Annotated in this window: 24 protein-coding genes and 2 pseudogenes; 11 read left to right on the plus strand and 15 right to left on the minus strand. The window is 69.0% G+C overall.

Annotated elements, in window-relative coordinates; translation table 11 throughout:
- Positions 1 to 2: 2 nt before the first annotated feature.
- Entirely contained in the window at positions 3 to 842 is an 840-nt protein-coding gene (locus ASD28_RS07355; RefSeq protein WP_056125877.1) for a M15 family metallopeptidase, read from the minus strand.
- Between the two features lie 199 nt (positions 843 to 1,041).
- Here ASD28_RS07355 and ASD28_RS07360 point away from each other — a divergent pair, with 199 nt between their 5' ends.
- Positions 1,042 to 1,824, plus strand: a complete 783-nt coding sequence (locus ASD28_RS07360; RefSeq protein WP_056125879.1) for a hypothetical protein — start codon at positions 1,042 to 1,044, stop codon at positions 1,822 to 1,824.
- Here ASD28_RS07360 and ASD28_RS07365 read toward each other — a convergent pair.
- From ASD28_RS07365 to ASD28_RS07380, 4 genes are all read right to left on the minus strand, one after another.
- Entirely contained in the window at positions 1,713 to 2,612 is a 900-nt protein-coding gene (locus ASD28_RS07365) for an ABC transporter substrate-binding protein (protein ID WP_056125882.1), read from the minus strand. The genes ASD28_RS07360 and ASD28_RS07365 overlap by 112 nt on opposite strands.
- A 9-nt stretch (positions 2,613 to 2,621) precedes the next feature.
- Positions 2,622 to 2,981 carry a cytochrome c gene (locus tag ASD28_RS07370; RefSeq protein WP_056125883.1) on the minus strand — a complete coding sequence of 120 codons (360 nt, stop codon included), beginning with the start codon at positions 2,979 to 2,981 and terminating at the stop codon, positions 2,622 to 2,624.
- A gap of 61 nt (positions 2,982 to 3,042) precedes the next feature.
- On the minus strand, positions 3,043 to 4,707 hold the full coding sequence (locus ASD28_RS07375; RefSeq protein ID WP_056125885.1) for a PQQ-binding-like beta-propeller repeat protein: 1,665 nt from the start codon (positions 4,705 to 4,707) through the stop codon (positions 3,043 to 3,045).
- A gap of 29 nt (positions 4,708 to 4,736) precedes the next feature.
- Positions 4,737 to 5,939, minus strand: a complete 1,203-nt coding sequence (locus tag ASD28_RS07380; RefSeq protein WP_056125887.1) for a hypothetical protein — start codon at positions 5,937 to 5,939, stop codon at positions 4,737 to 4,739.
- Between the two features lie 264 nt (positions 5,940 to 6,203).
- On the opposite strand from ASD28_RS07380, the gene ASD28_RS07385 reads away from it, so the two are divergent.
- The 9 genes from ASD28_RS07385 (at position 6,204) to ASD28_RS07425 (ending at position 15,250) form a co-directional block, all read left to right on the plus strand.
- A complete protein-coding gene (locus ASD28_RS07385; protein WP_056125891.1) occupies positions 6,204 to 7,214 on the plus strand; it encodes a thiamine pyrophosphate-dependent dehydrogenase E1 component subunit alpha in 1,011 nt (336 codons plus the stop codon).
- Between the two features lie 15 nt (positions 7,215 to 7,229).
- Positions 7,230 to 8,297 carry an alpha-ketoacid dehydrogenase subunit beta gene (locus ASD28_RS07390; protein ID WP_056125893.1) on the plus strand — a complete coding sequence of 356 codons (1,068 nt, stop codon included), beginning with the start codon at positions 7,230 to 7,232 and terminating at the stop codon, positions 8,295 to 8,297.
- Positions 8,294 to 8,539, plus strand: a complete 246-nt coding sequence (locus ASD28_RS07395) for an acetyl-CoA carboxylase biotin carboxyl carrier protein subunit (RefSeq protein WP_056125895.1) — start codon at positions 8,294 to 8,296, stop codon at positions 8,537 to 8,539. Before ASD28_RS07390 ends, ASD28_RS07395 begins: the two co-directional genes overlap by 4 nt.
- Positions 8,540 to 8,542: 3 nt before the next feature.
- A complete protein-coding gene (locus ASD28_RS07400) occupies positions 8,543 to 9,220 on the plus strand; it encodes a dihydrolipoamide acetyltransferase family protein (protein ID WP_056125897.1) in 678 nt (225 codons plus the stop codon).
- Complete coding sequence (locus ASD28_RS07405) at positions 9,220 to 9,993, plus strand: hypothetical protein (RefSeq protein WP_056125899.1); 774 nt, start codon at positions 9,220 to 9,222, stop codon at positions 9,991 to 9,993. The genes ASD28_RS07400 and ASD28_RS07405 overlap by 1 nt, the downstream gene beginning before the upstream one ends.
- 11 nt (positions 9,994 to 10,004) lie before the next feature.
- Positions 10,005 to 10,580, plus strand: a complete 576-nt coding sequence (locus tag ASD28_RS07410; RefSeq protein ID WP_200948803.1) for a gluconate 2-dehydrogenase subunit 3 family protein — start codon at positions 10,005 to 10,007, stop codon at positions 10,578 to 10,580.
- Positions 10,581 to 10,614: 34 nt separating this feature from the next.
- The gene (locus ASD28_RS07415) at positions 10,615 to 12,192 is read left to right on the plus strand and encodes a GMC family oxidoreductase (RefSeq protein ID WP_056125901.1); all 1,578 of its coding nucleotides are present in this window, start codon (positions 10,615 to 10,617) and stop codon (positions 12,190 to 12,192) included.
- Positions 12,193 to 12,200: 8 nt separating this feature from the next.
- On the plus strand, positions 12,201 to 13,214 hold the full coding sequence (gene lipA, locus ASD28_RS07420; RefSeq protein ID WP_082577239.1) for a lipoyl synthase: 1,014 nt from the start codon (positions 12,201 to 12,203) through the stop codon (positions 13,212 to 13,214).
- Between the two features lie 83 nt (positions 13,215 to 13,297).
- Positions 13,298 to 15,250: a sigma-54-dependent Fis family transcriptional regulator gene (locus tag ASD28_RS07425; protein ID WP_056125947.1), complete on the plus strand. Its 1,953-nt coding sequence runs from the start codon at positions 13,298 to 13,300 to the stop codon at positions 15,248 to 15,250.
- 3 nt (positions 15,251 to 15,253) lie between these two features.
- Here ASD28_RS07425 and ASD28_RS07430 read toward each other — a convergent pair whose 3' ends face one another.
- From ASD28_RS07430 to ASD28_RS33075, 3 genes are read right to left on the minus strand one after another with little or no spacing between them, the layout of a single operon-like run.
- Complete coding sequence (locus ASD28_RS07430) at positions 15,254 to 16,510, minus strand: HupE/UreJ family protein (RefSeq protein WP_156403761.1); 1,257 nt, start codon at positions 16,508 to 16,510, stop codon at positions 15,254 to 15,256.
- Complete coding sequence (locus ASD28_RS07435) at positions 16,483 to 17,073, minus strand: VOC family protein (RefSeq protein WP_056125906.1); 591 nt, start codon at positions 17,071 to 17,073, stop codon at positions 16,483 to 16,485. Before ASD28_RS07435 ends, ASD28_RS07430 begins: the two co-directional genes overlap by 28 nt.
- A gap of 24 nt (positions 17,074 to 17,097) precedes the next feature.
- Positions 17,098 to 17,223 (minus strand): hypothetical protein, encoded by a 126-nt coding sequence (locus ASD28_RS33075; protein ID WP_267873803.1) that lies wholly within the window; start codon positions 17,221 to 17,223, stop codon positions 17,098 to 17,100.
- Positions 17,224 to 17,371: 148 nt separating this feature from the next.
- Between ASD28_RS33075 and ASD28_RS07440 the strand changes: the two genes are divergently transcribed.
- Positions 17,372 to 18,628, plus strand: coding sequence for a cytochrome P450 (locus ASD28_RS07440; protein ID WP_229412100.1), 1,257 nt, complete (start codon positions 17,372 to 17,374; stop codon positions 18,626 to 18,628).
- Here ASD28_RS07440 and ASD28_RS07445 read toward each other — a convergent pair.
- From ASD28_RS07445 to ASD28_RS32690, 7 genes and pseudogenes are all read right to left on the minus strand, one after another.
- The gene (locus ASD28_RS07445; protein WP_156403760.1) at positions 18,615 to 19,238 is read right to left on the minus strand and encodes a hypothetical protein; all 624 of its coding nucleotides are present in this window, start codon (positions 19,236 to 19,238) and stop codon (positions 18,615 to 18,617) included. The two genes, ASD28_RS07440 and ASD28_RS07445, sit on opposite strands and share 14 nt — an antisense overlap.
- A gap of 54 nt (positions 19,239 to 19,292) precedes the next feature.
- The gene (locus ASD28_RS07450) at positions 19,293 to 20,372 is read right to left on the minus strand and encodes a chemotaxis response regulator protein-glutamate methylesterase (protein ID WP_056125911.1); all 1,080 of its coding nucleotides are present in this window, start codon (positions 20,370 to 20,372) and stop codon (positions 19,293 to 19,295) included.
- Positions 20,373 to 20,378: 6 nt separating this feature from the next.
- A complete protein-coding gene (locus ASD28_RS07455) occupies positions 20,379 to 21,197 on the minus strand; it encodes a protein-glutamate O-methyltransferase CheR (RefSeq protein ID WP_056125913.1) in 819 nt (272 codons plus the stop codon).
- Between the two features lie 2 nt (positions 21,198 to 21,199).
- A complete protein-coding gene (locus tag ASD28_RS07460; protein WP_056125916.1) occupies positions 21,200 to 21,715 on the minus strand; it encodes a chemotaxis protein CheW in 516 nt (171 codons plus the stop codon).
- A gap of 14 nt (positions 21,716 to 21,729) precedes the next feature.
- Complete coding sequence (locus tag ASD28_RS07465) at positions 21,730 to 23,892, minus strand: methyl-accepting chemotaxis protein (RefSeq protein ID WP_056125918.1); 2,163 nt, start codon at positions 23,890 to 23,892, stop codon at positions 21,730 to 21,732.
- Positions 23,893 to 23,908: 16 nt separating this feature from the next.
- A pseudogene (locus tag ASD28_RS32685) lies at positions 23,909 to 24,325 on the minus strand (methyl-accepting chemotaxis protein); the annotation flags it as partial.
- 1 nt (position 24,326) lies between these two features.
- Positions 24,327 to 24,814 (minus strand): annotated as a pseudogene (locus tag ASD28_RS32690) (methyl-accepting chemotaxis protein); the annotation flags it as partial.

Here is a 24,814-nt window from a genome sequence, read left to right on the forward strand (position 1 = left end):
GATTAATGCTTCATGACCCCGGGCAGGCGCAGTTCCGTATGCCCGAAGTCCATCATTTTCCAGCGTCCGCCCCACGTGAGGCCGACCGATTCGGCCACCTGGCCGTACAACTGGTAGCCGCGCATCGCCCATGGATCCTTTTCCGAGATCACGAGCTTGCCGTCGCGGACGAACGCGCAATCGGCGGCGAGGCCGTACTGGTGCCAGCTTTGCCACGAGCGCGCGTTCGTGACGCCCGGTCCCAGCGCGGCCAGCGCGTCCTGGCGCGCGGGACTGCGATAGCCCTCCAGGATCGCCATCTCGTAGCCATGACGCTCCTTCATGATCCGGAAGACGGTCAGCAGGCGCTGCGTGTAGTCGGCGTTCAGCATGGCCCAGTCGCGGCTCGCAGATGCGAGCAGCGGCCGTTCCTGCGCCACTTCGGCCGTCGTGAACGCGAGCGGCGGCAGCGGGGGCGGCGGCACCAGCTGCTCGCCCTGCAGCAGGTCGGCCACCTGCGTGTTCATGGGGCGCTCCGGCGACTCGTAGCCGTTCAGCATGGGCCGTTCCGCGAGCAGCAGGGCGGCCAGCGGCGGCAGGCAGACGAGCGCCGCGCCGCACGCGCAGGCGATCCAGTGGCGCCGCACGAAGCCGGCCAGGCTGTCCGCCGCAGCGCGGCCGTTCGCGGCCAGCGCATCCGCGTCGCGCAGGCGCTGCTGCGCGAGCGCGCCCGCACGCCGGCCGAGCCGCAGCCCGGCCCCCGCCAGCGCGTTCAGCACGAACTCGCGGCCGGACGGAAACAGCACCATCCAGCTGATCGCGCACGCCAACACGAAATACGCCGTAACTGCCAACACCCACACCGCTCTCTCCGGAAGCTGTTCACATTGTTGTCGAAGAAATATTTCCCGAAAGTATAAATCCGGTAAGCGACAACCCCGCGCACGATTGAAAAAACGCAAAAACTCACCAATTGTGTTAATCGCGCACGATTAAAAGCAAAATAGAGGCACAATTGTCTTGATTCTTGTAAAGTAATGCAAACTTTTTTAAGGAGCTGATTTGCAACATCAAGGCGATCGCCCGGTCCGTGGCGGCCGGCCCAGCCTGCTCTCGCCCGAAGAGCAGCCGGTTCAGGAGCGGCAGGGCATCCTCAGTTCGCTGGACGGCATGCCCGGGCAGGCAGCGGCGGCACCCGGGCCGCGGCCCCGTTCGCGTGCGCTGGCCTGGGGCGGCGTGGCCGCTGGCGTGGTCGCCGTGTGCGGCGCGTTGTTCCTGTTCGGCGGGGGCGACGAACGGTCCGTGCCTGCCGCGGCGCCGGTCCAGGTCGCGGCCGCACCGGCCACGCCGCCCGTCACACCGGTCGCGCTGCCGGCGCCCGCACCGGCACCGGCGGCCGCCGTGCTGCACGACGAGCCGGCGGCGCCGGTCGAGCCCATGACCAATCCGCTGGCCGACATGGCGCCGGCCGCGCCGCACAAGGAACGTGCGGCCAAGCCGGAGAAGTCCGCGAAGGCGGAGAAGGCCGAACGCAAGGAAGCGCATGCGAAGGCTGCGCATGCGAAAGCCCAGGAGCGGGCGCGCGAGGCCGCGAAGGACAAGAAGACGAAGGCGAAGCCGGGCGCGGTGCGCGAGCAGGACAGCGACGTCGTGCTGCTGGCGGCCCTGATCGGCCATATGGAACCGAAGCGGGGCAAGGCGACGCCGGCGGAACAGCTGGCGTCGTGCCGCCGCTACAACGCGGCCGGCGAAGAGCAGTGCCGCGCACGGGTGTGCGCCGCGGCGGGCCCCAAGGAGCCCGCGTGCAAGCGCGTGCAGGCCGCGCGCGCGGACGCCGAGTCGTGACCTAGCGCTGCCCGGCCGGCGGCCGGCGGCCGGTAGACGCCGTAGCGCAGGCCGATCGCCGCGATGGCGCCGTCGGCCAGGCGCGCGCGCACGATGCCGTTCACGCGGGCCAGCGTGGCGGCGTCCGTGTCGAGCAGGTCGATCGCCACGTCGAAGGCGAATTCGGCCGGATCGAGCAGCGTGTCCAGCACGCGCAGGTTGGCCGCGCCGGCTTGCTGCCGATACCAGCCGGCCGCCACGTCCGACACGACGCCGGCGTCCGCGTCGCCCCGCACCACGGCGCCGATGATCTCGGGATCGGTCCGGAACCGCACCCACACGGGCACGCCGTGCGCATCGAGCCAGCGGTGCGCCCACGAGCCGCTCGGCACGGCGACGTGGCCCGCGCGCAGCGTGTCCAGCGTGGCGGCGGGACCGCGCCCCGTGTCCACTACGACCGCGCCGGCCCGCATCCACGGCACCGTCAGCACGTTGCGCCACGACGTCGGGCGGTCCTCCGCCCTGACGACGGCCGCGCCCATGATCGCATCGCAGCCCACGCGGCGGGCGAGCTCGCGGCGCGGGATCCAGCGTATGCCGAGCGCAAGACCGAGGTCGGACGCGACGAGCCGGCCCAGGTCGACGTACAGCCCGGCGGGCGTGCCGTCGCGTCGCGAGAACGGCATGTCGTCCGGCGCCGCGCAGATCACGAACTCGTTCGACACCGCCATCTCGGGCAGCGTACGCGCCTGTGCGGTGGCTGCCACGCAAGCCAGGGCGACCAGGCCATGCTTCCGAAGACGCGCCATGGCGGCCTCCTATTTCGCCGCGCCGGCGTTCTTCAGCGACAGGATGTACGCGGTGAGCTCCTGGATCTGCTGCTCGTTGAACGCGCCTTTCCACGCCGGCATGTTGAAGGCGCCGCGCTGCTTGCCGTTCGCGATCGTCTCCATGACGTATTCCTTGGTCAGGTCGTCGCGGCCCTGCAGCGGGGCCGCCTTGCCGCCCGACCCGGCATTGCCGTGGCAGTAGACGCAGCTCTGGTTGAAGCGCTTCGCGCCCGCCTCGATCATGGCCTGGTCGGGCTTGGCGGGGCCGGAAATGGTCGGCGCGACGGCCATGGCGGCGGATGCGCACAGCAGCTGGACCGCGAGGGCGCAGGCGATGGGTTTGAACATGAGTGTCTCCTTGATTGTCGTTGATGGTGAAAGCGGGCGCGCGCGGCGCCCGCGTTGAGGATCAGTCGAGCGCGAACACGACCATCGCCGCGCCGCCCGTCAGCTGCTTCACGGCCGGGAAGGCGGAGGCCATGAAGCCGGGCGCCAGCGAACCCCAGCCGCTCGGCACGGCGATGTACTGCTTGCCGTTCACCGCATAGCTGACGATGCCGCCGCGGATGCCGGAGCCGGTCTGGAACTTCCACAGCTCCGCGCCCGTGTCGGCGTCATACGCGTGCACGAAGCCTTGCGGGTCGCCGTTGAACACGAGGCCGCCGCCCGTCGTCAGCACGCTGCCCAGGCCCGGGACGGGGTACTTGACGCTCCATTTCAGCTTGCCCGTGAGCGGGTCGCGCGCATCGAGGCGGCCTTCGGCGGGACGGTCCGGCGGCGGCACGGCTTCGAGCTTGTCGACGCCGAGGTACAGGCTCGCGATGCCCATGCCGGACGTCTCCTGCTTCGCCGGGATGACGTTCTGGCAGACTTCCATCGCGTTCGTGTACCAGAGCTTCGTCTTCGGGTTGTACGCGCCCGCGTTGTAGCTGCGTGTGCCGAGCAGGTAGGGGCACAGCAGGGTCTCCTTCCCGACCGGCATCTCGCGCCGGCCGATCAGTTCCCCGGTCTTCGGATCGATCGTCTTGACGAAGTTGTAGGTCTGGCTCAGGGGCCACACGTTTTCCAGCTTGCCGTCCGCCTTGTCCATCACGAACACGAAGCCGCTCTTGTTCAGGTGGACGACGACGTCCTTGCCGTCCTTCTTGAGCAGCAGGGCTTCGTACGTGGAGTCGTAGTCGAACGTGTCGTGCGGGATTTCCTGGCGATGCCATTTCAGCTTGCCCGTCTTCGGATCGAGCGCCAGCAGGCTCGCCGTGTACAGGTTGTCGCCCTTGCGGCCGTCGCCGTAGAAGTCCGGCGCCGCGTTGCTCGTGCCGATGAAGAACGTGTCCGACGCGGCGTCGTACGTGCCCGGCATCCACGCGCCGCCGCCCGCGACTTCGCCCGTGTCGCCGGGCCAGCTGGCCGGATCGTCGCGGATCGTGTCGAAGGTCCACATCTTCGCGCCCGTGAGGGCGTTCACCGCGTAGATCTTGCCGCGCTGCGCCTGGTCGCCGCCCGTCGTGCCGCCGATCAGGACGTCGCCCGCCAGCACCGGCGAGGACGAGAACAGGCAACCGAAGCATTTCTTCAGGTCCGTCAGCTGCGTGGACCACACTTCCTTGCCGGTCTTGTCGTCGATGGCGACAAAGCGGCCGTCCAGCGTGCCGAGGTAGATGCGGCCGTGGCCCATCGTCAGGCTGCGGCCCAGCGATGCATAGAAACTTTCGGACGCGACGGCAGCCAGCTTCGGCTGGTAATGCCACAGCGGCTTGCCGGTGGCGCCGTCCAGCGCGAACACGTTGTTGTTGGGGCCCACGTAGTACAGCACGCCGTCCTTGACGAGCGGCGTGGAGACGAGGCCGGACGTGATGTCGCCCGGCTGGTGGATCCACACGGGTTTCAGCTGCTTGACGTTGCGCGTCGTGATCTGGTCCAGCGGCGAATAGCGCCAGGCGTTCGACGTGCGGTGGTATTGCGTCCAGTTGGCGGCGTCCTCGTCGTCGTGCGCGGCCGCCGGCTGCGCGAGGGAGAGGGCGAGCAGGAAGGCGGCGACGGCGGCCGCCGTGTTGGAACGGGTGGTCGGATGCATGTTGGATTCCTCGGAATGCGTTGGATGGATTACCACACGAAGCGGCCGCCGAGGGTCGCGTAGCGGGTGTTGGTCGGCCGGCCGAACACGGGGTTCAGCGAGAACGTCGAGCGCGCGAGTTCGGCGTACACGGTCACGTGCGGGTTCACCGCGTAATAGGCGCCGCCGATGCGCGATTGCGCGAGGTGGCCCGGCGTGCTCGCCGTGTCGTCGATGCGCGTGCGGCCGTAGCTCGCACGCAGCGACAGCGCATCCGTCGCATGCCACACGAGCTGGGCGAAGCCGCCGCGGCTGCGGCGTTCGCGCCCGGCCGCGTCCAGCGCGTCGACGTCCTGCATCAGCACGGACCCGAGGCCGTCCGCCTTGAAGCCGGACAGGTGGAAGTTCAGCGGGCCCACGTCGACCGTCGTGCCGGCCGAGATGCCGCGCGTGTGCACGTCGTCCTGCACGCAGGCGCCGCCGCCCGCGACGGTGCAGTGGCGCGCCGTCTGCCATGTGAAGTCGCCGTACAGCTTGAACTTCGCGCTACCCAGCTGGTCGTTGTAGTACACGCCGCCTTCCACGCGCGGCGAATTCGTCTGGTCGGCGCCGGCGCCCGTGAACGTGTTGCGGATCTGGCTCGGGTCGTACAGCGCCACCGAGAACGACAGCGGCACGGTTTTCGGCGAGTTGTAGCGCAGGCCCGCGTTGAAGTTGGTGTACATGTAGCCGGCGTTGAACGTCGCGGCCAGCGCATTCGTCGTGTTGACGACGTCGTAGCCCGTCAGGCCGCCCGCCAGCACGGAAGCATCGGCCAGTACGGGTTCCGCCTGGTAGATGCCGTAGGACTTGCCGATCACGATCTCGCCCCAGGACGCGGACGCCTTCGCCCACATCTCGCGCGGGTCCAGCGACTTGCTGCCCGTGTTGCCGACGTTGCCCGCGTTGCGGAAGTTGCCTTCGCCCGACTGCGAATTGATGTACAGGCCCACGCGGCTGCTGTACGTGATCCCGTCGATGGCGGGCGAGGTGACGGTGAACGCGAACAGGCTCGGCGTCGTGCCCGACGTCATGCGAAAGCCCGTCGTACCCGCGTCGTCGCCGTTCTGGCGGTGCGCCTGCACGATGATCCAGCCGTCCGTGCCGAGCTTCCAGCCGCCCGGCGTCTCGAATTCCACGGCCGCGTGGGTGGAACCCGCGGCCGCGCAGGCCAGCAGCGCAAGCAGCTTGCGCGTCTTGTGTGTCTCTTTCATGTCGTCTCCATTGATTGTTGTAGGTACTGCGCTGGTCGCATCTGCAAAAACGGTGCCACCACGCGGCTCACTCTCGCAGGGCTGCGCGCGGCCGTCCGCGCTGAAACAGATGTCGCAGCCGGGCGGCCCACGCCTGCGACAGATGGCGCGTCCGGGCGGCCGAAACAGGCGTTTTTGCCCGTCGCGACGGGGGAAACGGGCATGGCATCGAATTTGCTGAAGGGGTAGGTGCATGCACCAACCCACAGACAAGGAGACAGCAACATGCAGCCGACACGGGAACACCTGCTCTGGATGTACGAGAAGATGATCGAGATCCGCGAGTACGAAGAAACGATGGCGAAGGTTTACCTCGAGGGCAAGCTGCCCCCGAAGATCCAGAAGGGCCTCGCGTTCGACATCGGCGCCGGCCCCGTGCCGGGCGAGATGCACCTCGCCGCCGGCCAGGAGCCGGTCGCCGTCGGCGTGTGCGCGCACCTGGGCAATGACGACAGCGTCGTCGGCGCGCACCGCTCGCACCATTTCGCCATCGCCAAGGGCGTGCCGCTCGACGCGATGACGGCCGAGATGTTTGGCAAGGACACGGGGCTGGGCCGCGGCAAGGGCGGCCACATGCACCTGTTCCACGTGCCGACCAAGTTTTCCTGCAGCGGCATCGTGGGCGCCAGCGCACCGCAGGCCTGCGGCGCCGCGCTCGCCGCGCGCAAGCTGGGCAAGGACTGGGTCGCCATCGCGTTCTTCGGCGAAGGCGCCGCCAACCAGGGCGCATTCCACGAAGCGCTGAACCTGGCCGCCGTGTGGAAGCTGCCCGTCGTCTTCGTCTGCGAAGACAACAAGTACGGCATCTCGGTGGAGAAATCCGTGTCGACGTCGGTCGCGTCGAACGCCGTGCGCGGGGCCGCCTACGGCATGCCCGGCGTCCTCGTCGAGCGCAACGACGCCGTCGAGGTGTACGCGGCCGCCGGTGCCGCCATCGCCCGCGCGCGCCGCGGCGAAGGCCCGACCCTCATCGAAGTCAAGACCGACCGCTACTTCGGCCACTTCCAGGGCGACCCCGAGACCTACCGCCCGAAAGGCGAAAGCGCCGCGCTGCGCCAGGACGATCCGATCGGGCGGCTCGGTGCGCGCCTGCGTGCGGAAGGGCTGATCGACGACGCGCAGGACCAGGCGCTGCGCCAGCGCATCGCCGGCCGCGTGGAAACCGCGTTTGCCTTCGGCCGCAACAGCCCGTACCCGGCGCCGCAGGACGCCCTGAAACACGTATTCGCCGAATGAGACAAGGAGACCCACATGCAAAGCACAATTAAAACCGGCGTACGCACGCTGACGATGGCGCAGGCCATCGCCGAAGCCATCGGCCAGGAAATGGAACGCGATCCGTCCGTGTTCGTGATGGGCGAGGACATCGGCAAGTACGGCGGCATCTTTTCCGCCACCACGGGCCTGCTCGACCGCTTCGGCCCCGAGCGCATCATGGAGACGCCGATCTCGGAAACGGCATTCATGGGCGCGGCCGTGGGCGCCGCGGCGGAAGGCCTGCGTCCCATCGCGGAACTGATGTTCGTCGACTTCTTCGGCGTCTGCTTCGACCAGATCTACAACCACATGGCGAAGAATTCGTACATGTCCGGCGGCGCACTGAAGCTGCCGGTAGTGATCACGACGGGCATCGGCGGCGGCTACAACGACGCGGCCCAGCACTCGCAATGCCTGTACGCGAGCTTCGCCCACATGCCGGGCCTGAAGGTGGTCGTGCCGTCCAATGCGTACGACGCGAAAGGCCTCATGGCCCAGGCGATCCGCGACGACAACCCGGTCGTGTTCTGCTACCACAAGGGGATCATGGGCCTGTCGTGGATGTCCTACTTCGAGGGCAGCACGAACGCCGTGCCCGAGGAAGCCTATGCGATCCCGTTCGGAGAATCGCGCATCGTGCGCGAGGGCAGCGACGTCACCATCGTCACCCTGAGCCAGATGGTGCAGAAGGCGGCCATCGCGGCCGAGCAGCTGGCGCAAGAAGGCATCTCCGTCGAGGTGCTGGACCTGCGCACGATCGTCCCGCTCGACCGCGCCGGCGTGCTGGCCTCGGTCGCCAAGACGGGCCGCGTGCTGATCGCGGACGAGGACTACCTGAGTTTCGGCCTGTCCGGCGAGATCGCCGCGCTCGTCGCCGAGCATCTCGACACCATCCAGCTGCGCGCGCCGGTAAAACGCCTCGCGGTGCCCGACGTGCCGATCCCGTTCAGCCGGCCGCTCGAACAGGCCGTCATCCCGCAGGTGGACGCCATCGCCGACGCCGTGCGCGGCCTGATGCGCGCGCAACCCATTCATCAACTTCAACAAGGAGCACAAGCATGAACGACGTGAAACTGGACGGCGGCGTCTGGGACGATGTGGAAGAGGGCACGGAAGCCCTGCTGCAGGACTGGCAGGTCGAAGTGGGCCAGCAGGTGACGGCGGGCCAGACGCTCGTCGTCGCGGAACTGGTCAAGACGACGCACGAGGTGACGGCCCCCGCCGCCGGCCGCCTGGCCGCCATCGAGGTCGCCGCCGGCGACACGTTCGGCCGCCACACCGTGCTGGCGCGGATCGAGGGGTAGGCCATGGATGCCGTGACCGTACCCGCGACGGTGCCGCTGACGGGGATGCGCGGGGCCATCGCACGCAACATGGAGCAGGGCTGGCGCGTGCCGCGCGTCGCGCAGTCGGTCGAGGTGGACGTGACCGCGCTGCAGGCCCTCCGGGCGGCCGCGCCGGAGGACGAGCGGGTCAGCCTGACCGCCTACGTGCTGCGCGCCGTCGCGCTGTGCCTGCGCGAGCACCCGCGCCTGAATGCCCGCATGCGCGAGAAGGACATCGAGCTGCTGGGCGACGTGAACCTGGGCCTGGCCGTCAGCCTGGACGACGGCCTGATGGTGCCGGTCTTGCGCAACGCCGACCGCAAGAGCGCGGCCGAGCTGGGGCGCGAGGCGCGCACGCTGGCGGAAGGCGCGCGTGCCGGTACGCTGTCGGCCGGCAGCTACCAGCGCGGCACGTTCACCGTGACGAACCTGGGCAATACCGCCATCGACAGCTTCACGCCGATCATCAACAGCCCGCAGGTGGCCATCCTCGGCGTGACGCGCGTCGCGGCCCGGCCGGTGGCGCGCGGGAACGAGGTCGCGATCGCGCCGATGATGGGCCTGCACCTCGTGTTCGACCACCGTGCCGTCGACGGCTTCCCGGCCGCGCTGTTCCTGACGGACCTGAAACGGCGGCTGGAAGCCGCGAAGGAGTTGTAATGGATGCCCGGATGGTCTTCATCGACACGGTGACCTCGTACGAGGAACAGGCGTGGAACGCGGCCCAGCTGCGCGAACCCGTCACCGAGCCGCGCGTGCGCCTGTGGACCTACCGGGTGCCCGGCGTCGTGCTGGGCTGCTCGCAGGCGGCGCTGCGCGAGCGGCTCGTGGCCGGCCACGCGCTGGCCGGCTCCGTGGTGCAGCGCGGCTCGGGCGGCGGCGCCGTGCTGACGGGGCCGTGGATGGTCAGCGCGTCCGTCGTGCTGCCGCCCGACCATCCGCTGCTCGGCCGCAGCACGCTCTCCAGCTACCGCTGGCTGGGCGCGCTGCACGCGGGCCTGTTGCGCGACGCCGGCATTCCCGCCTATGCGATCCCGCCCGAGGAAGTGCGGCTGCGGCCGGGCGACGCGCGCCTGAAGTGGGCCTGCTACGGCGGGCTGTCGCCGTGGGAGGTCGTCGTCGGCACGCGCAAGATCGTCGGCCTGGCCCAGCTGCGGCGCCGCACGGGCGTCCTGATGACGTCGGGGACGCTGATCGCGCCGCCCGACTGGTCGCTGCTGTGCGGCGCGCTCGGGCAGGAAGCGGCCGATGCGGCGCTGCTGGACGACTGCACCACGTCGTTCGCCCAGCAGCTCGGCGCCCCCGTGCTGGCGGAGGTCCTGGCCGAGCGCCTGCACCACATGCTCACCGACGTGCTGGGCGCCGCGTCCGACGCGTTTCCCCCACGGCCGCCCGGCGCCGCACCGGTCCATTTTCCCACCCTGTCTCATTGAAAGAGGTTCACATGAAAGATCAAGCATCGAACGCATGCACGGGCATGCGCGTGCTGCCGAAGGTCGTCACCGTCACGCGCCGCGGCTTCCTGCGCGGCGGCGCCATGGCCCTCGGCGCGGCGGCCGCAGGCCCGGCCGCGCTGGCCGCCTCCAGCGACAAACACCTGGCGCAGGACTTTCCCACGCTGGGCGCGGCCACGGCACAGACCTTGCTGCGCATGGCGCGCGACGTCTTCCCGCACGACAAACTGGCGGACCGCTACTACGTCGAGGCGATCCAGCCGTTCGAGCGCGCGGCCGCGAAGGATCCGAAGCAGGCGGCCCTGTTCCGCGACGGCGTGCGCGACCTGGACAAGGCCGCGATGAGGCGCTTCGGCAAACCCTATGCGGCCGTCAAGCGCGAGCCGGAGCGCGTCAGCCTGCTGAAGGCGATCGAGCCGTCGCCGTTCTTCCAGAAGGTGCGCGGCGAGATGGTGACGAGCCTGTACGACAACAAGTCCGTGTGGCCGCTGCTCGGCTACGAGGGATCGTCGTGGGAGCAGGGCGGCTACATCAACCGCGGTTTCAACGACATCGACTGGCTGTAAACGCCCACACCATAACAAAAGACAGGAGACGGCAATGAGCAAGAAAATCGAACTGGGCGACGACGACGCCATCGTCATCATCGGCTCGGGCGCGGGCGGCGCGACGCTGGCCAACGAACTGGCCCAGCGGGGCGTGGACAAGATCGTGATCCTCGAAGCGGGCAAGCATTTCACGCAGGCGGATTTCGAGAACGACGAGTGGGCCATGTTCAACAAGATCTCGTGGCTCGACAAGCGGATATCGGCCGGCGGCTGGCACCACACGAAGACCTACCCGAACCTGCCGGCATGGATCGTCAAGGCGGTGGGCGGGTCGACCGTGCACTGGTCGGGCGTCGCGCTGCGCTTCCAGGAGCACGATTTCAGGACGCGCACGATCTACGGCAAGGTCGACGGCGCCAACATCCTCGACTGGCCCATCTCGCTGGCGGAGCTGGAGCCGTACTACGAACTGGCGGAAAAGAAGATGGGCGTGGCCGGCACGCGCGCGAGCGGCCTGCCGCCGATGCCGGAATCGAACCAGACCAAGGTGGTGGCGGCCGGCGCGCGCAAGATCGGCTACAACAAGATCATCCGCCCCGTCGCATCGAATTCGCAGCCTTACGACGGGCGTCCCGGTTGCCAGCAGATCGGCTTCTGCATGCAGGGCTGCAAGGTCGGCGCGAAATGGTCGACCCTGTACACGGAAGTGCCGAAGGCGCTGGACACGGGCCGTGTCGAACTGCGCCCGGAAAGCATGGTGCTGCAGATCCAGCACGACAAGACGGGCAAGGTGAACGGCGTGCTGTACGCGGACAGCCAGGGCCGCCACGTGCTGCAGAAGGCGCGCCTCGTCGCCGTCGCCGGCAATTCCATCGAGTCGCCGCGCCTGCTGCTGAACTCCGCGTCGTCGATGTTCCCGAACGGCCTCGCGAATTCGTCCGGCCAGGTGGGCCGCAACTACATGAATCATTCGACGGCCGCCGCCGTGGCGATCCACAAGAAGCCCGTGTACATGAACCGCGGCTTCGACATCGGCGCCGTCGTCGCCGACGAGGTGGCGCTGAACACGCAGCGCGGCTTCAACGGCGGCTACTATCTCGAAGGCCTCGCCCTGGGCCTGCCGTACACGGCGGCCTTCATGAAGCCGGGCGGCTGGGGCCGGGACGTGACGTCGGCGCTGGACATGTACGACCACATGACGGCGATCTGGGTCTGCGGCGAAGACATGGCGCGCGAACAGAACGGCATCACCCTGCACCCGACCGAGAAGGACCAGTACGGCCTGCCGATCCCGATCGTGTCCAAGACATACCACAAGAACGACAACGCGATCGCGGCGCACGGCCTGGTCCAGTTCCGCAAGCTGTCCGAAGCGGTGGGCGCCACGCGCGTGATCGACATGCCCGCGTACCCGGCCAGCCACAACCTCGGCACGAACCGCATGAGCGAGCATGCGCGCGACGGCGTCGTCGACAAATGGGGCCGCACCCACGACGTCAAGAACCTGTACATCTCGGACGGCAGCCAGTTCGCGTCGAGTTCCGCCGCGAATCCCACGTTGACCATCGTCGCGCTGGCGATCCGCCAGGCCGAGCACATCGCGGGCGAGCTGGCACGCGGCGCGGTGTAGGAGCAGAGATGAAGCCGACCTCCAAACAGCTGGGCGCGGCCAAGACGAGCCGCATTCCCATCAAGATCGTGCCGGCCGAGCGCTTGCCGAAACCGGACTGGATCCGCACGCGGGGGCCGGCGCCGTCCTCGCGGTTTTTCGAGATCAAGGCCATCCTGCGCGCGAACGCGCTGACGACGGTGTGCGAGGAGGCGAGCTGTCCGAACATCGGCGAATGCTTCGGCAAGGGCACGGCCACGTTCATGATCATGGGCGACAAGTGCACGCGCCGCTGCCCGTTCTGCGACGTGGGCCACGGCCGGCCCGATCCGCTCGATGCCGCGGAACCGGACCGGCTCGCGCGCACGGTGGCGGCGCTCGGCCTGCGCTACGTCGTGATCACGTCCGTCGACCGCGACGACCTGCGCGACGGCGGCGCCGGCCACTTTGCCGCCTGCATCCGCGCGGTGCGCGCCGCGGCGCCGGCGACCCGCATCGAAGTGCTGGTGCCGGACTTCCGCGGGCGCCTGGACGCCGCGCTCGAAGCGCTGGAGGCGGCGCCGCCCGATGTCCTGAACCACAACATCGAGACCGTGCCGCGCCTGTACGGGCCCGTGCGGCCCGGTGCCGACTATGCGCATTCGCTGGCGTTGCTGGAACGGTTCAAGGAGCGCCATCCGGACGTAAAGACCAAGTCGGGCCTGATGGTGGGCCTGGGCGAGACCGACGACGAAGTCGAGGACGTGCTGCACGACCTGCGCGCGCACGGCGTGGACATGGTGACGATCGGGCAGTACCTGGCGCCATCCGGCGCGCACCTGTCCGTGCGCCGCTACGTCACGCCGGACGCGTTCGCGCGCCTGCGCGACGCCGCGGAGGCGCTGGGCTTCGCGCATGCGGCCGTGGGCCCGCTCGTGCGGTCGAGCTACCACGCGGACGTGCAGCATGCGGCGGCGGACCTGGACCGCGGCTGGCTGTTCGGCGCCAGCGATCCGCTGGACGAACTGCAGCCGTTCCGCGCCGCACCCGAACACATGGGATGACTTTTCAGTTCATAAATGGAGTACCATAAACCGTAAGTACACGACCGGCAAACGACGAGTTGCCGGCGCTGCAGGAGACGACGATGACGAACCAGACACAAAGCCGGCACATCGACAACGTGATGTCGGTGGCCATGCACGGTACCGCCGCGAACGGCGCCAACGAGTTGATCCACAACTCGTGGCGCCGCTGCGTGAACGACTACGGGCTCGATCCGGCGCGCCCGAAGGCGCCGCACATCGTGACGTCTGCCACGCTGCGCGCGCACCAGGAGCAGATCGAGGAATTCATGCAGGTGGCCCGCGTGGGCATGGAGCAGATGTACAAGCGCGTGTCCGGCCTCGGCTACGTGCTGCTGCTGACGGATGCGCAGGGCGTCACCGTCGACTACATCGGCAACGACGCGCGCGCGCCGGACCTCAAGAAAGCGGGCCTGTACCTGGGCGCCGAATGGAGCGAGCGGTCGGCCGGCACCTGCGGCGTGGGCACCTGCGTGGCCGAGCAGACGGCGCTGACGTGCCACCGGGACGACCATTTCGATCCCACCCACATCCCGCTGACCTGTTCCGCGGCGCCGCTGTTCGACCCCGAGGGCAAGTTCCTCGCGGTGCTCGACCTGTCCGCGCTGACGTCGCCGACGTACAAGGAAAGCCAGCACCTCGCGCTGCACCTGACGATGATGTATGCGGAAATGATCGAGGACGCGAACTTCCTGCGCCATTTCCAGGACCGCTGGATCCTGCGCCTCGGCACGGCGTGGGCGCTCGTCGAGGTGAGCGGCGAGATCATGCTGGCCTATGACGACGACGGCGTCGTGGTCGGCGCCAACACGGGCGCGCGCCGGCTGTTCGGCCGCGCGGCCGGCGACGTCGTCGGGCAGCCGCTCACGGCGCTGTTCGACCTCGCGCCGGACGACCTGCTGCGGCTCGCGCGCGCCGGCACGATGGGCGAGCGCTCGATCGTCACGCGCGGCTCGAACCAGATGTTCTACGCGAGCGTGAAGGCGCCGCGGCCGCGTCCGGCCGCCCGCGGCAGCGTCGTCGTCGAGGCGGCGGACAGCGCCGCGCCCGCCCACCATCCGGAACTGGATTGCCTGGCCGGCGACGACAACACGATGCGGCGCCTGCTGGACCAGGCCAAGCGCCTGCTGAACCGCAAGCTGAACATCCTGATCCACGGCGAGACGGGCACCGGCAAGGAAGTCATCGCCAAGGCGCTGCACCGGTCGAGCGAACGCGCCCACAAGCCGTTCGTCGCCGTGAACTGCGGCGCGATTCCCGAGTCGCTGATCGAAAGCGAATTGTTCGGCTACACGGCCGGCGCGTTCACGGGCGGCCGCGCGAAAGGCATGAAGGGCCTGATCCTGCAGTCCGACGGCGGCACCCTGTTCCTCGACGAGATCGGCGACATGCCGCTGCACCTGCAGACCCGGTTGCTGCGCGTGCTGTCGGAACAGGAAGTCCTGCCGCTCGGCGCGGACAAGCCCGTCCCGGTGGACCTGACCGTGATCGCGGCATCGCACCGCGACCTGCGCAACCTGATCGGCGCCGGCAGCTTCCGCGAAGATTTATATTACCGCCTGTGCGGCGCGACGCTCCATCTGCCGGCGCTGCGCGACCGCGCGGACAAGCGCTACCTGATCGAAAAAGTCCTGGCCGAGGAGGCGGAATTGCTCGGCATGGATGCGCACCTGTCGCTGGACGCCATGCACGCCATGCTGTGCTTCGCGTGGCCGGGAAACATCCGCCAGCTGCGCAACGTGCTGCGCTTCGCGCTGGCGGTGTCCGACGGCCGGACGATCACGGCGGCCGACCTGCCGCAGGAATTGACCGAGCAGTTTTCCGTCCTGCCGGCCGCGCCTGCAGTCCCCGCAATTGCGTCCGGCGGCGAGGACTGCGAGGCCGCGCCGCTGCTCGACGCGCTCGTGCGCCACAAGTGGAGCGTGACCAAGGTGTCGGAAGAGCTCAACCTGGCGCGCGCCACCGTGTACCGCTACATGAAGAAGTACGGCATCGTCCCGCCGAACCAGCGCTAGCCGTCACGCAAAGCCCGTCTGGAGCGCATCCCAGACGGGTCCCGTCCGTTCCATCACCCAGGCCAGCGACACCACCGCGACGCCCAGCGCGACGCACCGGCGCACGCTGTCGTCGCGGCCGGGCGCCACGCGCCGCGCGCCCGCCAGCAGCAGCCACACGGTGGCGCCGACCAGCAGCTGGCCCGCTTCCACGCCCACGTTGAACGACACGAGCGACGCGACGACGTTCGGGCCCGTGTCGGACAGGAGTTCGCGCAGCCCTACGGCGAGGCCGCAGCCGTGCACGAGGCCCACGACGAAGACCAGTGCCGGCGCGCCCCCGCGTTCGCGGCGGCCCGCCATCAGCAGCGCGGTGCCGAGCACGGACAGCGCGATCAGCAGTTCCACGCCGGGGATCAGCCACGGCCGGTCGGGCAGCAGGCCGTAGAAGCTGGCCGCGATGGCGCACGCATGGCCCGCGCTGAACGCGGTGATGCGCAGGGCGATCGCGCGCAGGCGCATGTCGCCCGCGACGAGGCACACGACCAGCAGCAGGTGGTCCGCTCCTTCGAGGATATGGGCGGCGCCCGCGCGGATGAACTGCCAGGCCGACAGCCACCAGGAAGGGTTGACGTCGATGGCCGCGCCATCCATGCGGTACTGGTCCGTCGCGCCGGCGCGGTGCGACAGCAGGATCGTGTTCAGCGGCGCGTCCGACAGCTTGCCCGGCGCGAGCGTGCCGGCGAAGCGGAACGCCGCGGGACGCACGCCGGGATACGCGATGGCGGCGTCCAGCACGACGTCGCCGATGTCCGGCATCGCCGCCGGCAGCGGCGTGGGCGTCGCTGGCGCCGCGCGCGCTTGCGCGGGCGTGGCGAACGGCGGTACGCTGCCCTTCACGTGCAGGGCGGCCGCCAGCACGTTCGGGGCGACCGCGCGGCCATCGACGGACACCGTGTGCGCGGCGGCGAGCACCCGCGCGGCCGCCAGCGGATCGACGGCGGCCGTGTCCACGTAATGAAACCACTGGCCGCTTTCCTTCCTCGCGACGACGTACGGCGCCGGTCCCAGTGGCGCGAGCGACACGCGGTAGTACGCGGTCATGCCCGCCGCGTCGTACGTGAAATGCACGACCCGCACGCTGACCCGGCCGTCGAAATGCGCCCACGCGCTGCCGGGCAGGCACACCGCGACGAGGATCGTGGCGCAGATCGCGACGCATTTCGCGGCCAGCACCGCCATCGTCGCCGTCTTCATTTGGCCGGGGAGCGCGGATCCCACAGGGCGCGCCTGGCCGTCTTCTCGTAGGCCATGCCCTTCGGCGTGCTGACGATTTCCAGCTGCAGGCCCCACGGTGCGAGGAAGTACATCCACGTCAGGCCGGCCGCCGGACCTTCCGTGAACGTGCTGGGTGCGCCCAGCGTGCGCACGCCTTTCGATTTCAGGTAGGCGACGGCCTTGTCCATGTCGTCGACGTAGAACGCGAGGTGATGGCCGCCGACGTCGCTGTTGCGGGGCGGCGTCCTGCCCTGGTTCGGCGCCGAGTATTCGAAGATCTCCAGGTTCGTGCCATGGCCGCAGCGGACCATCTGGAAGCGCTTGATCTCGGCGCGCGGGTTGACGTTCAGGTGCACGTTCATCCAGTCGTCGGCGAACTTGAACGAACCGAGCTTGATGGATTCCTCGCAGCCGATGACGTCGACGAAGAAGCGGACGGCGTCGTCCATGTTCGGCACCGTGAGCCCCACATGGTGGGCGCCTTCCATGCCGGGCATGGCGGCGTGGGCGCTGAAGGGCAGGGCGAGGGCGAGGCCGATGCCGGCGAGTGTGCGTTTGAAGTTCATGCTGTCTCCTGATGGTGGTGGTTGTCATGCCGCGAGGCGGCATGACAGGAGATAGCAAATTACAAGCCAGGCCATCGCCAGCGGCGGCACGCCCGTGCGCCCCAGCGCGACGGCCCAGGCATGGCGGTACATCTGTCGCACGAGGGACATTTGTCGCAGCGTACGCACGACAGGACGGGCACTTCATCATCTGGTGCGCGGGAGGTCGATCGGCACGACAGCAAGATCTACGGCGGGGAGTGACGCGGTAAAAAGATGGTAAAGTGCTGGCCCGGCAGACCATCATCCAATGAATCGCATGAGAGATTTCGCGCCCGACGCGCCCGACGCGGCGCCATTCGACGCCGCCTTCCTGCACGATCCGTATCCCACCTATCGCCGCCTGCGCGCGGCGGGCCCGGTGCTGTGGCGCGACGACGTGTTCCAGGGCGCGTGGGTGCTGACGCGCCACGCGGACATCGAGCTGGCGCTGCGCGATCCGCGCTTTTCGTCGCAGCGCACGGGCGGCTGGGTCAAGCGCATCCCCGGCGTCGACGCGAGCCTGTCGGGACGGCGCGCCCAGGCGGGCCTCGACCTGTTCCAGCGCCTGTTCGGCAGCGCGATGGTGTTCCTGGACGGCGCCGACCACCAGCGCGTGCGCAAGGCGATGGCGGCCGGTTTTCATCCGACCCTGATCCGCACCTTGCGGGCCGACGTCGAGCGGCTCACCGACGAACTGCTGGACGGCCTCGACGCGCACGCGGGCTTCGACTTCATCGCCGAAGTCGCGCGGCCGCTGCCGTCGCGCGTCATCGGCCTGATGCTGGGGATAGACCGCGAGGACGAGGCGCGCTTCATGGCGTGGTCGGACGACCTGGCCGCCTTCATCGGCGCGCTGCAGCCCACGGCCGACCAGCTGCGCGCGGCCCAGCGCAGCCTGCTGCAGATGGTGCGCTATTTCGACGCGCTGCTGCCCGCGCGCCGGGCGTCCCCCGGCACGGATCTCGTCAGCCGCCTGCTGCAGGCCGAGGCCGCGGGCGAACTGCGCGCGGACGGCGAGTTGCTGGCGCAATGCGCGATGCTGCTGTTCGCCGGCCACGAGACGACGCGCAACCTGCTCGGCAACGGCCTGTACACGCTGCTCACGCACCCGGACGCGTGGGCGCGGCTGCGCGCGGACGAAGACGGCATGACCCTGGCCATCCGCGAACTGCTGCGCTACGACAGTCCCGTGCAGTACACCGGCCGGCGCGTCGCCACGGAACTCACGCTGCACGGCACGACGCTCGGGCGCGGCGACCTCGTGATCGCGCTGATCGGCGCCGCGAACCGCGATCCGGAGCGCTTCGCCGATCCGGACACGTTCGACATCACGCGCCGCGCCGGCAGCCACCTGTCGTTCGGCAGCGGGCCGCACGTCTGCATCGGCGCCGGGCTGTCGCTGCTGGAGGCCGACGTCGTGCTGCGCGCCGTGCTGCGCCGCTGGCCGACGCTCCGCATGCTTGACGCGGCCCCGCGCTGGAACGGCATCGCCGGCCTGCGCGGGCTGGCCGCGCTGCCCGTCAGCGTTTCGTGAAGCGCTCGACGGCGTCGTAGTTGACGCCGTTCGACTTGACCTCGACCAGCTCGCCGCCCACGATGGCCAGCCCGTCGAACGGCGCCGGTTCGGCCGCGTAGATCCGGTCGGGCACGCACACGGAACCGCCCGCGTAATCGATGCACCAGTTGGGCTGGCCGTCGACGATCTTGCGGCTGACGAAGGTGCCCGTCAACGTGACGCTGCGTTGCGGCTGCTGCGCCGTCACCTTGTCGATGGACGCGGACACGGACCCCGGCATGATGGTCGATGCGACGGTGCCCACGTACGTCGCCGTCGTGGGGGCGCTCCACACCTGCGTGGCGATGACGTCGCCCGTGCAGGCCGTGTTGGCGTAGTAAGTCGTCGTGACGGCGATCGTGAGCGCATTGCCCGATCCGGCCGCGCGCGCGACGACGGCCGTGTCGACCGCGTGCGACGCGCACGCGGACGCCCACGTGCCGACGTACGCGTCGAGGTTGCCGTTGCTGGACACGGGCGGCGTCAGCGGGGTATTCCCCGTGCCGGCGCTGCCGCCGCCACCGCCGCACGCGCTCAAGGAGGCCGTCAGGCAGGCGGCGAGCGCGGCGATACACATTCCTGTTTTCATCTCGTTCTCCTGGCATCAGCTTCTGGATCGGCTGTTCAGGCAGATGATACGCGATCAGCGCACCCCGAGCTGCTGCAGGATCTCGCGGTCGATCGCTTTCAACGGCACGGATTTCTCGACGCCGCCCCGTTTCACGGCTTCCTTCGGCATGCCGTAGACGACGCAGCTGTCCTCGTCCTGCGCGACGGTGCGCGCGCCCGCCTTGCGCATCTCGAGCAGGCCGGCCGCGCCGTCGTCGCCCATGCCCGTCATGATGATGCCCAGCGCGTTCGCGCCCGCGTGCCTGGCGACGGAGCGGAACAGCACGTCGACGGACGGGCGATGGCGATTCACGAGCGGGCCGTCGATGACGTCCACGTGGTAGTTGGCGCCGTCGCGCCGCAACAGCATGTGCTTGCCGCCCGGCGCGATCAGCGCGCGGCCCGGCAGCACGCGGTCGCCGTGGCGCGCCTCGCGCACCTCGATCTGGCACAGGCCGTTCAGGCGGTCGGCGAAGGCGGCCGTGAATTTTTCCGGCATGTGCTGCACGATGACGATGCCGGGCGTGACGCGGGGCAGCGCCGTCAGCACTTCTTCCAATGCCAGCGTGCCGCCCGTGGAGGTGCCGATGGCGACGACGCGCTCGGTCGTGCGCAGCAGGGCGCGCGTCTCGGGCGCGGCCGCCAGCACGGCGTCCGCGGTCAGCTTCGCGGCGACGGGCGCGGGCGCGGCGCGTGCCGCGAGCCTGCGCACGTTCGCGTGGCTCGCCGCGCGCACGGCGGCGATCAGTTCGTCCGCGCTCTCGCTGAGGAAGTCCTTCAGGCCCAGCTTGGGTTTCGTGATGATGGACACGGCGCCCGCGGCCAGCGCGGCCATCGTCGTCTCCGCGCCTTTTTCCGTCAGCGTCGAGCAGATGACGACGGGCGTGGGCCGCTCCGCCATGATCTTGCGAAGGAACGTGATGCCGTCCATGCGCGGCATCTCCACGTCCAGCAGGATCACGTCGGGCCAGGCCTGCTTCATGCGCTCGATGGCGAGCAGCGGGTCGGCCACGGCGTGCAGCAGGCGGATGCCGGGCGCGGATTCCAGCACCGCGCCGACGACCTTGCGCACGACGGCCGAGTCGTCGACCACCATCACATCGATTGTTTTCATGCCGGATTACGGTAGACGGTAGACGGAAGGGATCACGGAACGGAGCACGTCGCCCATCTCCTGCAGGCTCTCCGAGTGGCCGATGAACAAATGGCCGCCCGGTTTGATGCGCTGCATGATGCGCGTGACGACCTGGCGCTTGGTGTCGCCGTTAAAATAGATCATCACGTTGCGCAGGAAGACGAGGTCGTAGGTGCCCAGGTCGCCGGGCAGCGCCGTGTTCAGGTTCACCTGGCGGAACTGCACGCGCTCGCGCAGGCCGCGTTCCACGAGCAGCGTGCCCTGCTGGTCGCGGATGCCCTTCAGGCAGTAGCGGCGCAGGTAGTCCTGCGGCACGTGGGTTGCGCGTTCCATCGGATAGTGGCCGGTGCGGGCGCGCTCCAGCACGCGCGTGCTGATGTCGGAGGCCACGACTTCCCACGGCGCCGATCCCAGCACGTCGGCCAGCACCATCGCGATGCTGTACGGTTCCTCGCCGGACGAGCAGGCCGCGCTCCACACGCGGAACGGCGCATTCGCACGGAGGGACGGGCGCGCCGTCTCGGCCGCTTCGCGCAGCAGCTCGAAATGGCGCGCCTCGCGGAAGAAATAGGTCTCGTTCGTCGTCAGCAGGTCGACGGCCAGCTGCACCTCGTCCTTGTGCGCGCCGTCCGTCAGCAGCCGGAAATAGGCGTCGTACGACGGCAGGCCGAAGTGCTGCAGGCGTTTGGCGAGGCGGCCGCTGACGAGGGCCTTCTTCGAATCGGACATCGAGATGCCGGCGATGTCGAAGATGAAGCGCTGGAAGCGCGCGAACTCGCCCTGGCTGATCGAGCAATGCTGCATGGTCAGGCGGCGAGGGGGGCGGCGCCGGCCAGGTCGGGCAAGCCGTCCAGCGCGAGCACCTGCTGCACGTTCAGCAGGATGACGAACTTGCCGTTCACCTTGCCCATGCCGGCAATGAAGTCGCCGCGGATGCGCGTGCCGAACGACGGCGCGGGCTCGATGTCGGCGGCCGGAATGTCCAGCACGGCGCTGACGGCATCGACGACGACGCCCGTCAGCTGGCGCTCGCCGTCGTGTTCCAGTTCGACGATGACGATGCACGTGCGCTTGCCCGCCACGGATTGCGGCCGGCCGAAGCGGGCCGCGAGGTCCATCACGGGCACGACGGCGCCGCGCAGGTTGATCACGCCGCGGATCGCGTCCGGCATCATCGGTACTTCCGTGAGGCCGGAGAACTCGATGATCTCCTTGACGGCCATGATGCCGATGCCGAAGGCTTCGCCGCCCAGCATGAAGGTGAGGTATTGGGCGGACTGGCCGGCGGCCGCCGCGTTGGCTGCTTGGTTCGTGTGATTCATTCGGTCACCGCGGGTCAGAAGTTGGTGAAGTTGGCTTCGTCGGGCGCGGCCAGCGGCGCCGCGGCACCGGCCAGGCGCAGCGGGGAACGCTTTGCGCGGGGCGCCGGGCGCGTCGGGGCGGCCTGGCCCGCGGCGCCGGCCGCGAGGCGGAAGAAGCCCATCGTCTGCTGCAGCTGCTCGGCCTGGGAACTCATTTCCTCGGCCGTCGCCGCCAGCTCCTCGGAACTGGATGCGTTCTGCTGCGTCGTCTGGGACAGCTGGCCCACCGCCGCGTTGATCTGGCCGACGCCGGCCGACTGCTCTTCCGACGCGGCCGTGATTTCCTGCACGAGGTCCGACGTCTTGCGGATGTTCGGCACCATCTGGTCGAGCAGGGTGCCGGCGCGTTCCGCCAGCTCCACGCTGTTGGTCGCCACTTCGCCGATCTCCTGTGCCGCGACCTGGCTGCGTTCGGCCAGCTTGCGCACCTCGGCGGCGACGACGGCGAAGCCCTTGCCGTGTTCGCCGGCACGGGCGGCCTCGATGGCCGCGTTCAGCGCCAGCAGGTTGGTCTGGTAGGCGATGTCGTCGATGATGCCGATCTTCTTGGCGATCTGGTTCATCGCGGCCACGGTTTCCTTCACGGCGGCGCCGCCTTCGGTCGCTTCGTGCGCAGCCTTGGTCGCCATGCCGTCGGTGACTTTCGCGTTCTCGGTGTTCTGCGCGATCGATGCCGTCATCTGCTCGATCGACGCGCTGGTCTCCTCGACGCCCGCCGCCTGTTCGCCCGATGCCTGCGACAGCGACTGGGCCGTCGCGCTCACCTGCTCGGACGCGCTGGCGAGGGAATCGGCGGCCGCGTTGACCTCGGCCACCACCTGCGCGAGCTTGTCCACGGTGTTGTTCGCGTATTCCTTCAGCTTGGCGAACTCGCCCTCGTAGGACTTGTCGATGCGCTTGGTGAGATCGCCTTCCGACATCGCGCCCATCACGCGCACCACGTCCTCGACCGATGCGCTCGTCGTCGCCACCAGCTGGTTCAGGCCTTCGCCCATCTCTTTCTGGAAGCCCTGCAGGCCCGCGAGTTCCACGCGCTCGTCGAAGTTGCCGCGATTGGCCGTCTGCACGACGCGGCGCTGGCCCTCGATCACCTGCGTCAGCTTGTGCACGGTGTTGTTCGTATATTCCTTCAGCTCGCCGAACGCGCCCTGGTAGGGCTTGTCGATCTGGTTCGACAGGTCGCCGCGCGACACCGCGCCCATCACGCGCACCACGTCGGTGATGCTCGCGCCGGTCGTCGCCATCAGCTGGTTCAGGCCTTCGCCCATCTCCTTCTGGAAGCCCTGCAGGCCCGCCAGGTCGACGCGCGCATCGAAATTCCCGCGGTTCGCGGCTTCCACCGCTGCGCGCTGGCCGTCGATCACCTGAGTGAGCTTCGCGACCATGCCCTTGACGGCGGCCAGCATGCTGGCGTCGTCGCCCGGCTTCGTGTGAATGTCGGCGTTCAGGTCGCCGCCCGCGATGCGGGCCATGACGGCTCCCGCGTACGCCGGCTCGCCGCCCAGCTGGGCCAGCAGGCTGCGGGTGATGTAGAAACCGAGCAGGCCGACGGCCGCCAGCGTGGCGACGGCAAAGGCGAGCGACATCGTCTCCGCCGCGTTCTGGATCGCGACGGCACGCTCACCGCCGTTCTTCGCCAGCGCCTCGTTGTACGTGCGGTGGTTCGCGAACGCTTCCCAATTCTTGTCCGCCGCGCCGACGTTCGCCATCATCAGGTCGCGCGCTTCCGTGTTCTTGCCGCCGCGCGAGAGTTTCAGCACCTCGTCCACGATGCGGCCGTAGTCCGCGAGGCTGGCGCGGTCGGCCGCGAGCAGCGCCTTGTCCTTGTCGTCCGAAACGAGCGACTCGTATTTCTTGAGCGCCTCGTCGATCTTGCGGCGGTTCTCGCCGATCTGCTGGTCGATCGCGGCCAGTTTGTCCGCGTCGGTCTGTGCGATATGCTGCCACACGCGGGTGCGGTACACGGCCAGCTGTTCGAACGCTTCGTCGAGCGCGAGGAAGCTGGGAATCGAATTGACCGTGCCGTAGCTGGCCGCATCGTAGACGCGGACGAGCTGGTAGCGCCCCATTGCCGCCAGGGCGACGATACCGATGAGCGCTGCCAGCACGAGCAGGATCATCTTCTTTACGACTGTCATGGTATTTCCTTAACTTTTAAAAGCGTGCGAAGTCGGCTTCGTCCGGTGCGCCGACCGAGGCGAGTGCCAGCGTCCCGATCGTCCTCGGGGCATGGCGCTTCACCGTACCTGTCTTGAACGGCTTGCCGGCGGCCGCTTTGATGTTGTGTCCTGCGTCGAGCTTGAAGAACGCCATCGCCTGCTGCAGCTGCTCGGCCTGGGAGCTCATTTCCTCGGCCGTCGCGGCCAGCTCCTCGGAACTGGATGCGTTCTGCTGCGTCGTCTGGCTCATCTGGCCGACCGCCGCGTTGATCTGGCCGACGCCGGCCGATTGCTCTTCCGATGCGGCCGTGATCTCCTGCACGAGGTCCGAGGTCTTGCGGATGTTCGGCACCATCTGGTCGAGCAGGCCGCCGGCGCGCTCGGCCAGCTCCACGCTGCTCGTCGCCACTTCNTCCTGCACGAGGTCCGAGGTCTTGCGGATGTTCGGCACCATCTGGTCGAGCAGGCCGCCGGCGCGCTCGGCCAGCTCCACGCTGCTCGTCGCCACTTCGCCGATTTCCTGCGCGGCGACCTGGCTGCGTTCGGCCAGCTTGCGCACCTCGGCGGCGACGACGGCGAAGCCCTTGCCGTGTTCACCGGCGCGGGCCGCCTCGATGGCGGCGTTCAGCGCCAGCAGGTTGGTCTGGTAGGCGATGTCGTCGATGATGCCGATCTGCTTCGCGATCCGCTTCATGGCGGCGACGGTCGCCTTCACGGCTTCGCCGCCTTCCGCCGCCTCGCGCGCGGCCTGCGTGGCCATGCCGTCGGTGACGCGGGCGTTCTCSGTGTTCTGCGAGATCGATGCCGTCATCTGTTCCAGCGAGGCGCTCGTCTCCTCGACGCCGGCCGCCTGCTCGGACGCCGACTGCGACAGCGCCTGCGCCGTCGCGCTGACTTCTTC

Source organism: Massilia sp. Root133 (assembly GCF_001426525.1).
Taxonomy (GTDB): Bacteria; Pseudomonadota; Gammaproteobacteria; order Burkholderiales; family Burkholderiaceae_D; genus Telluria; species Telluria orientalis.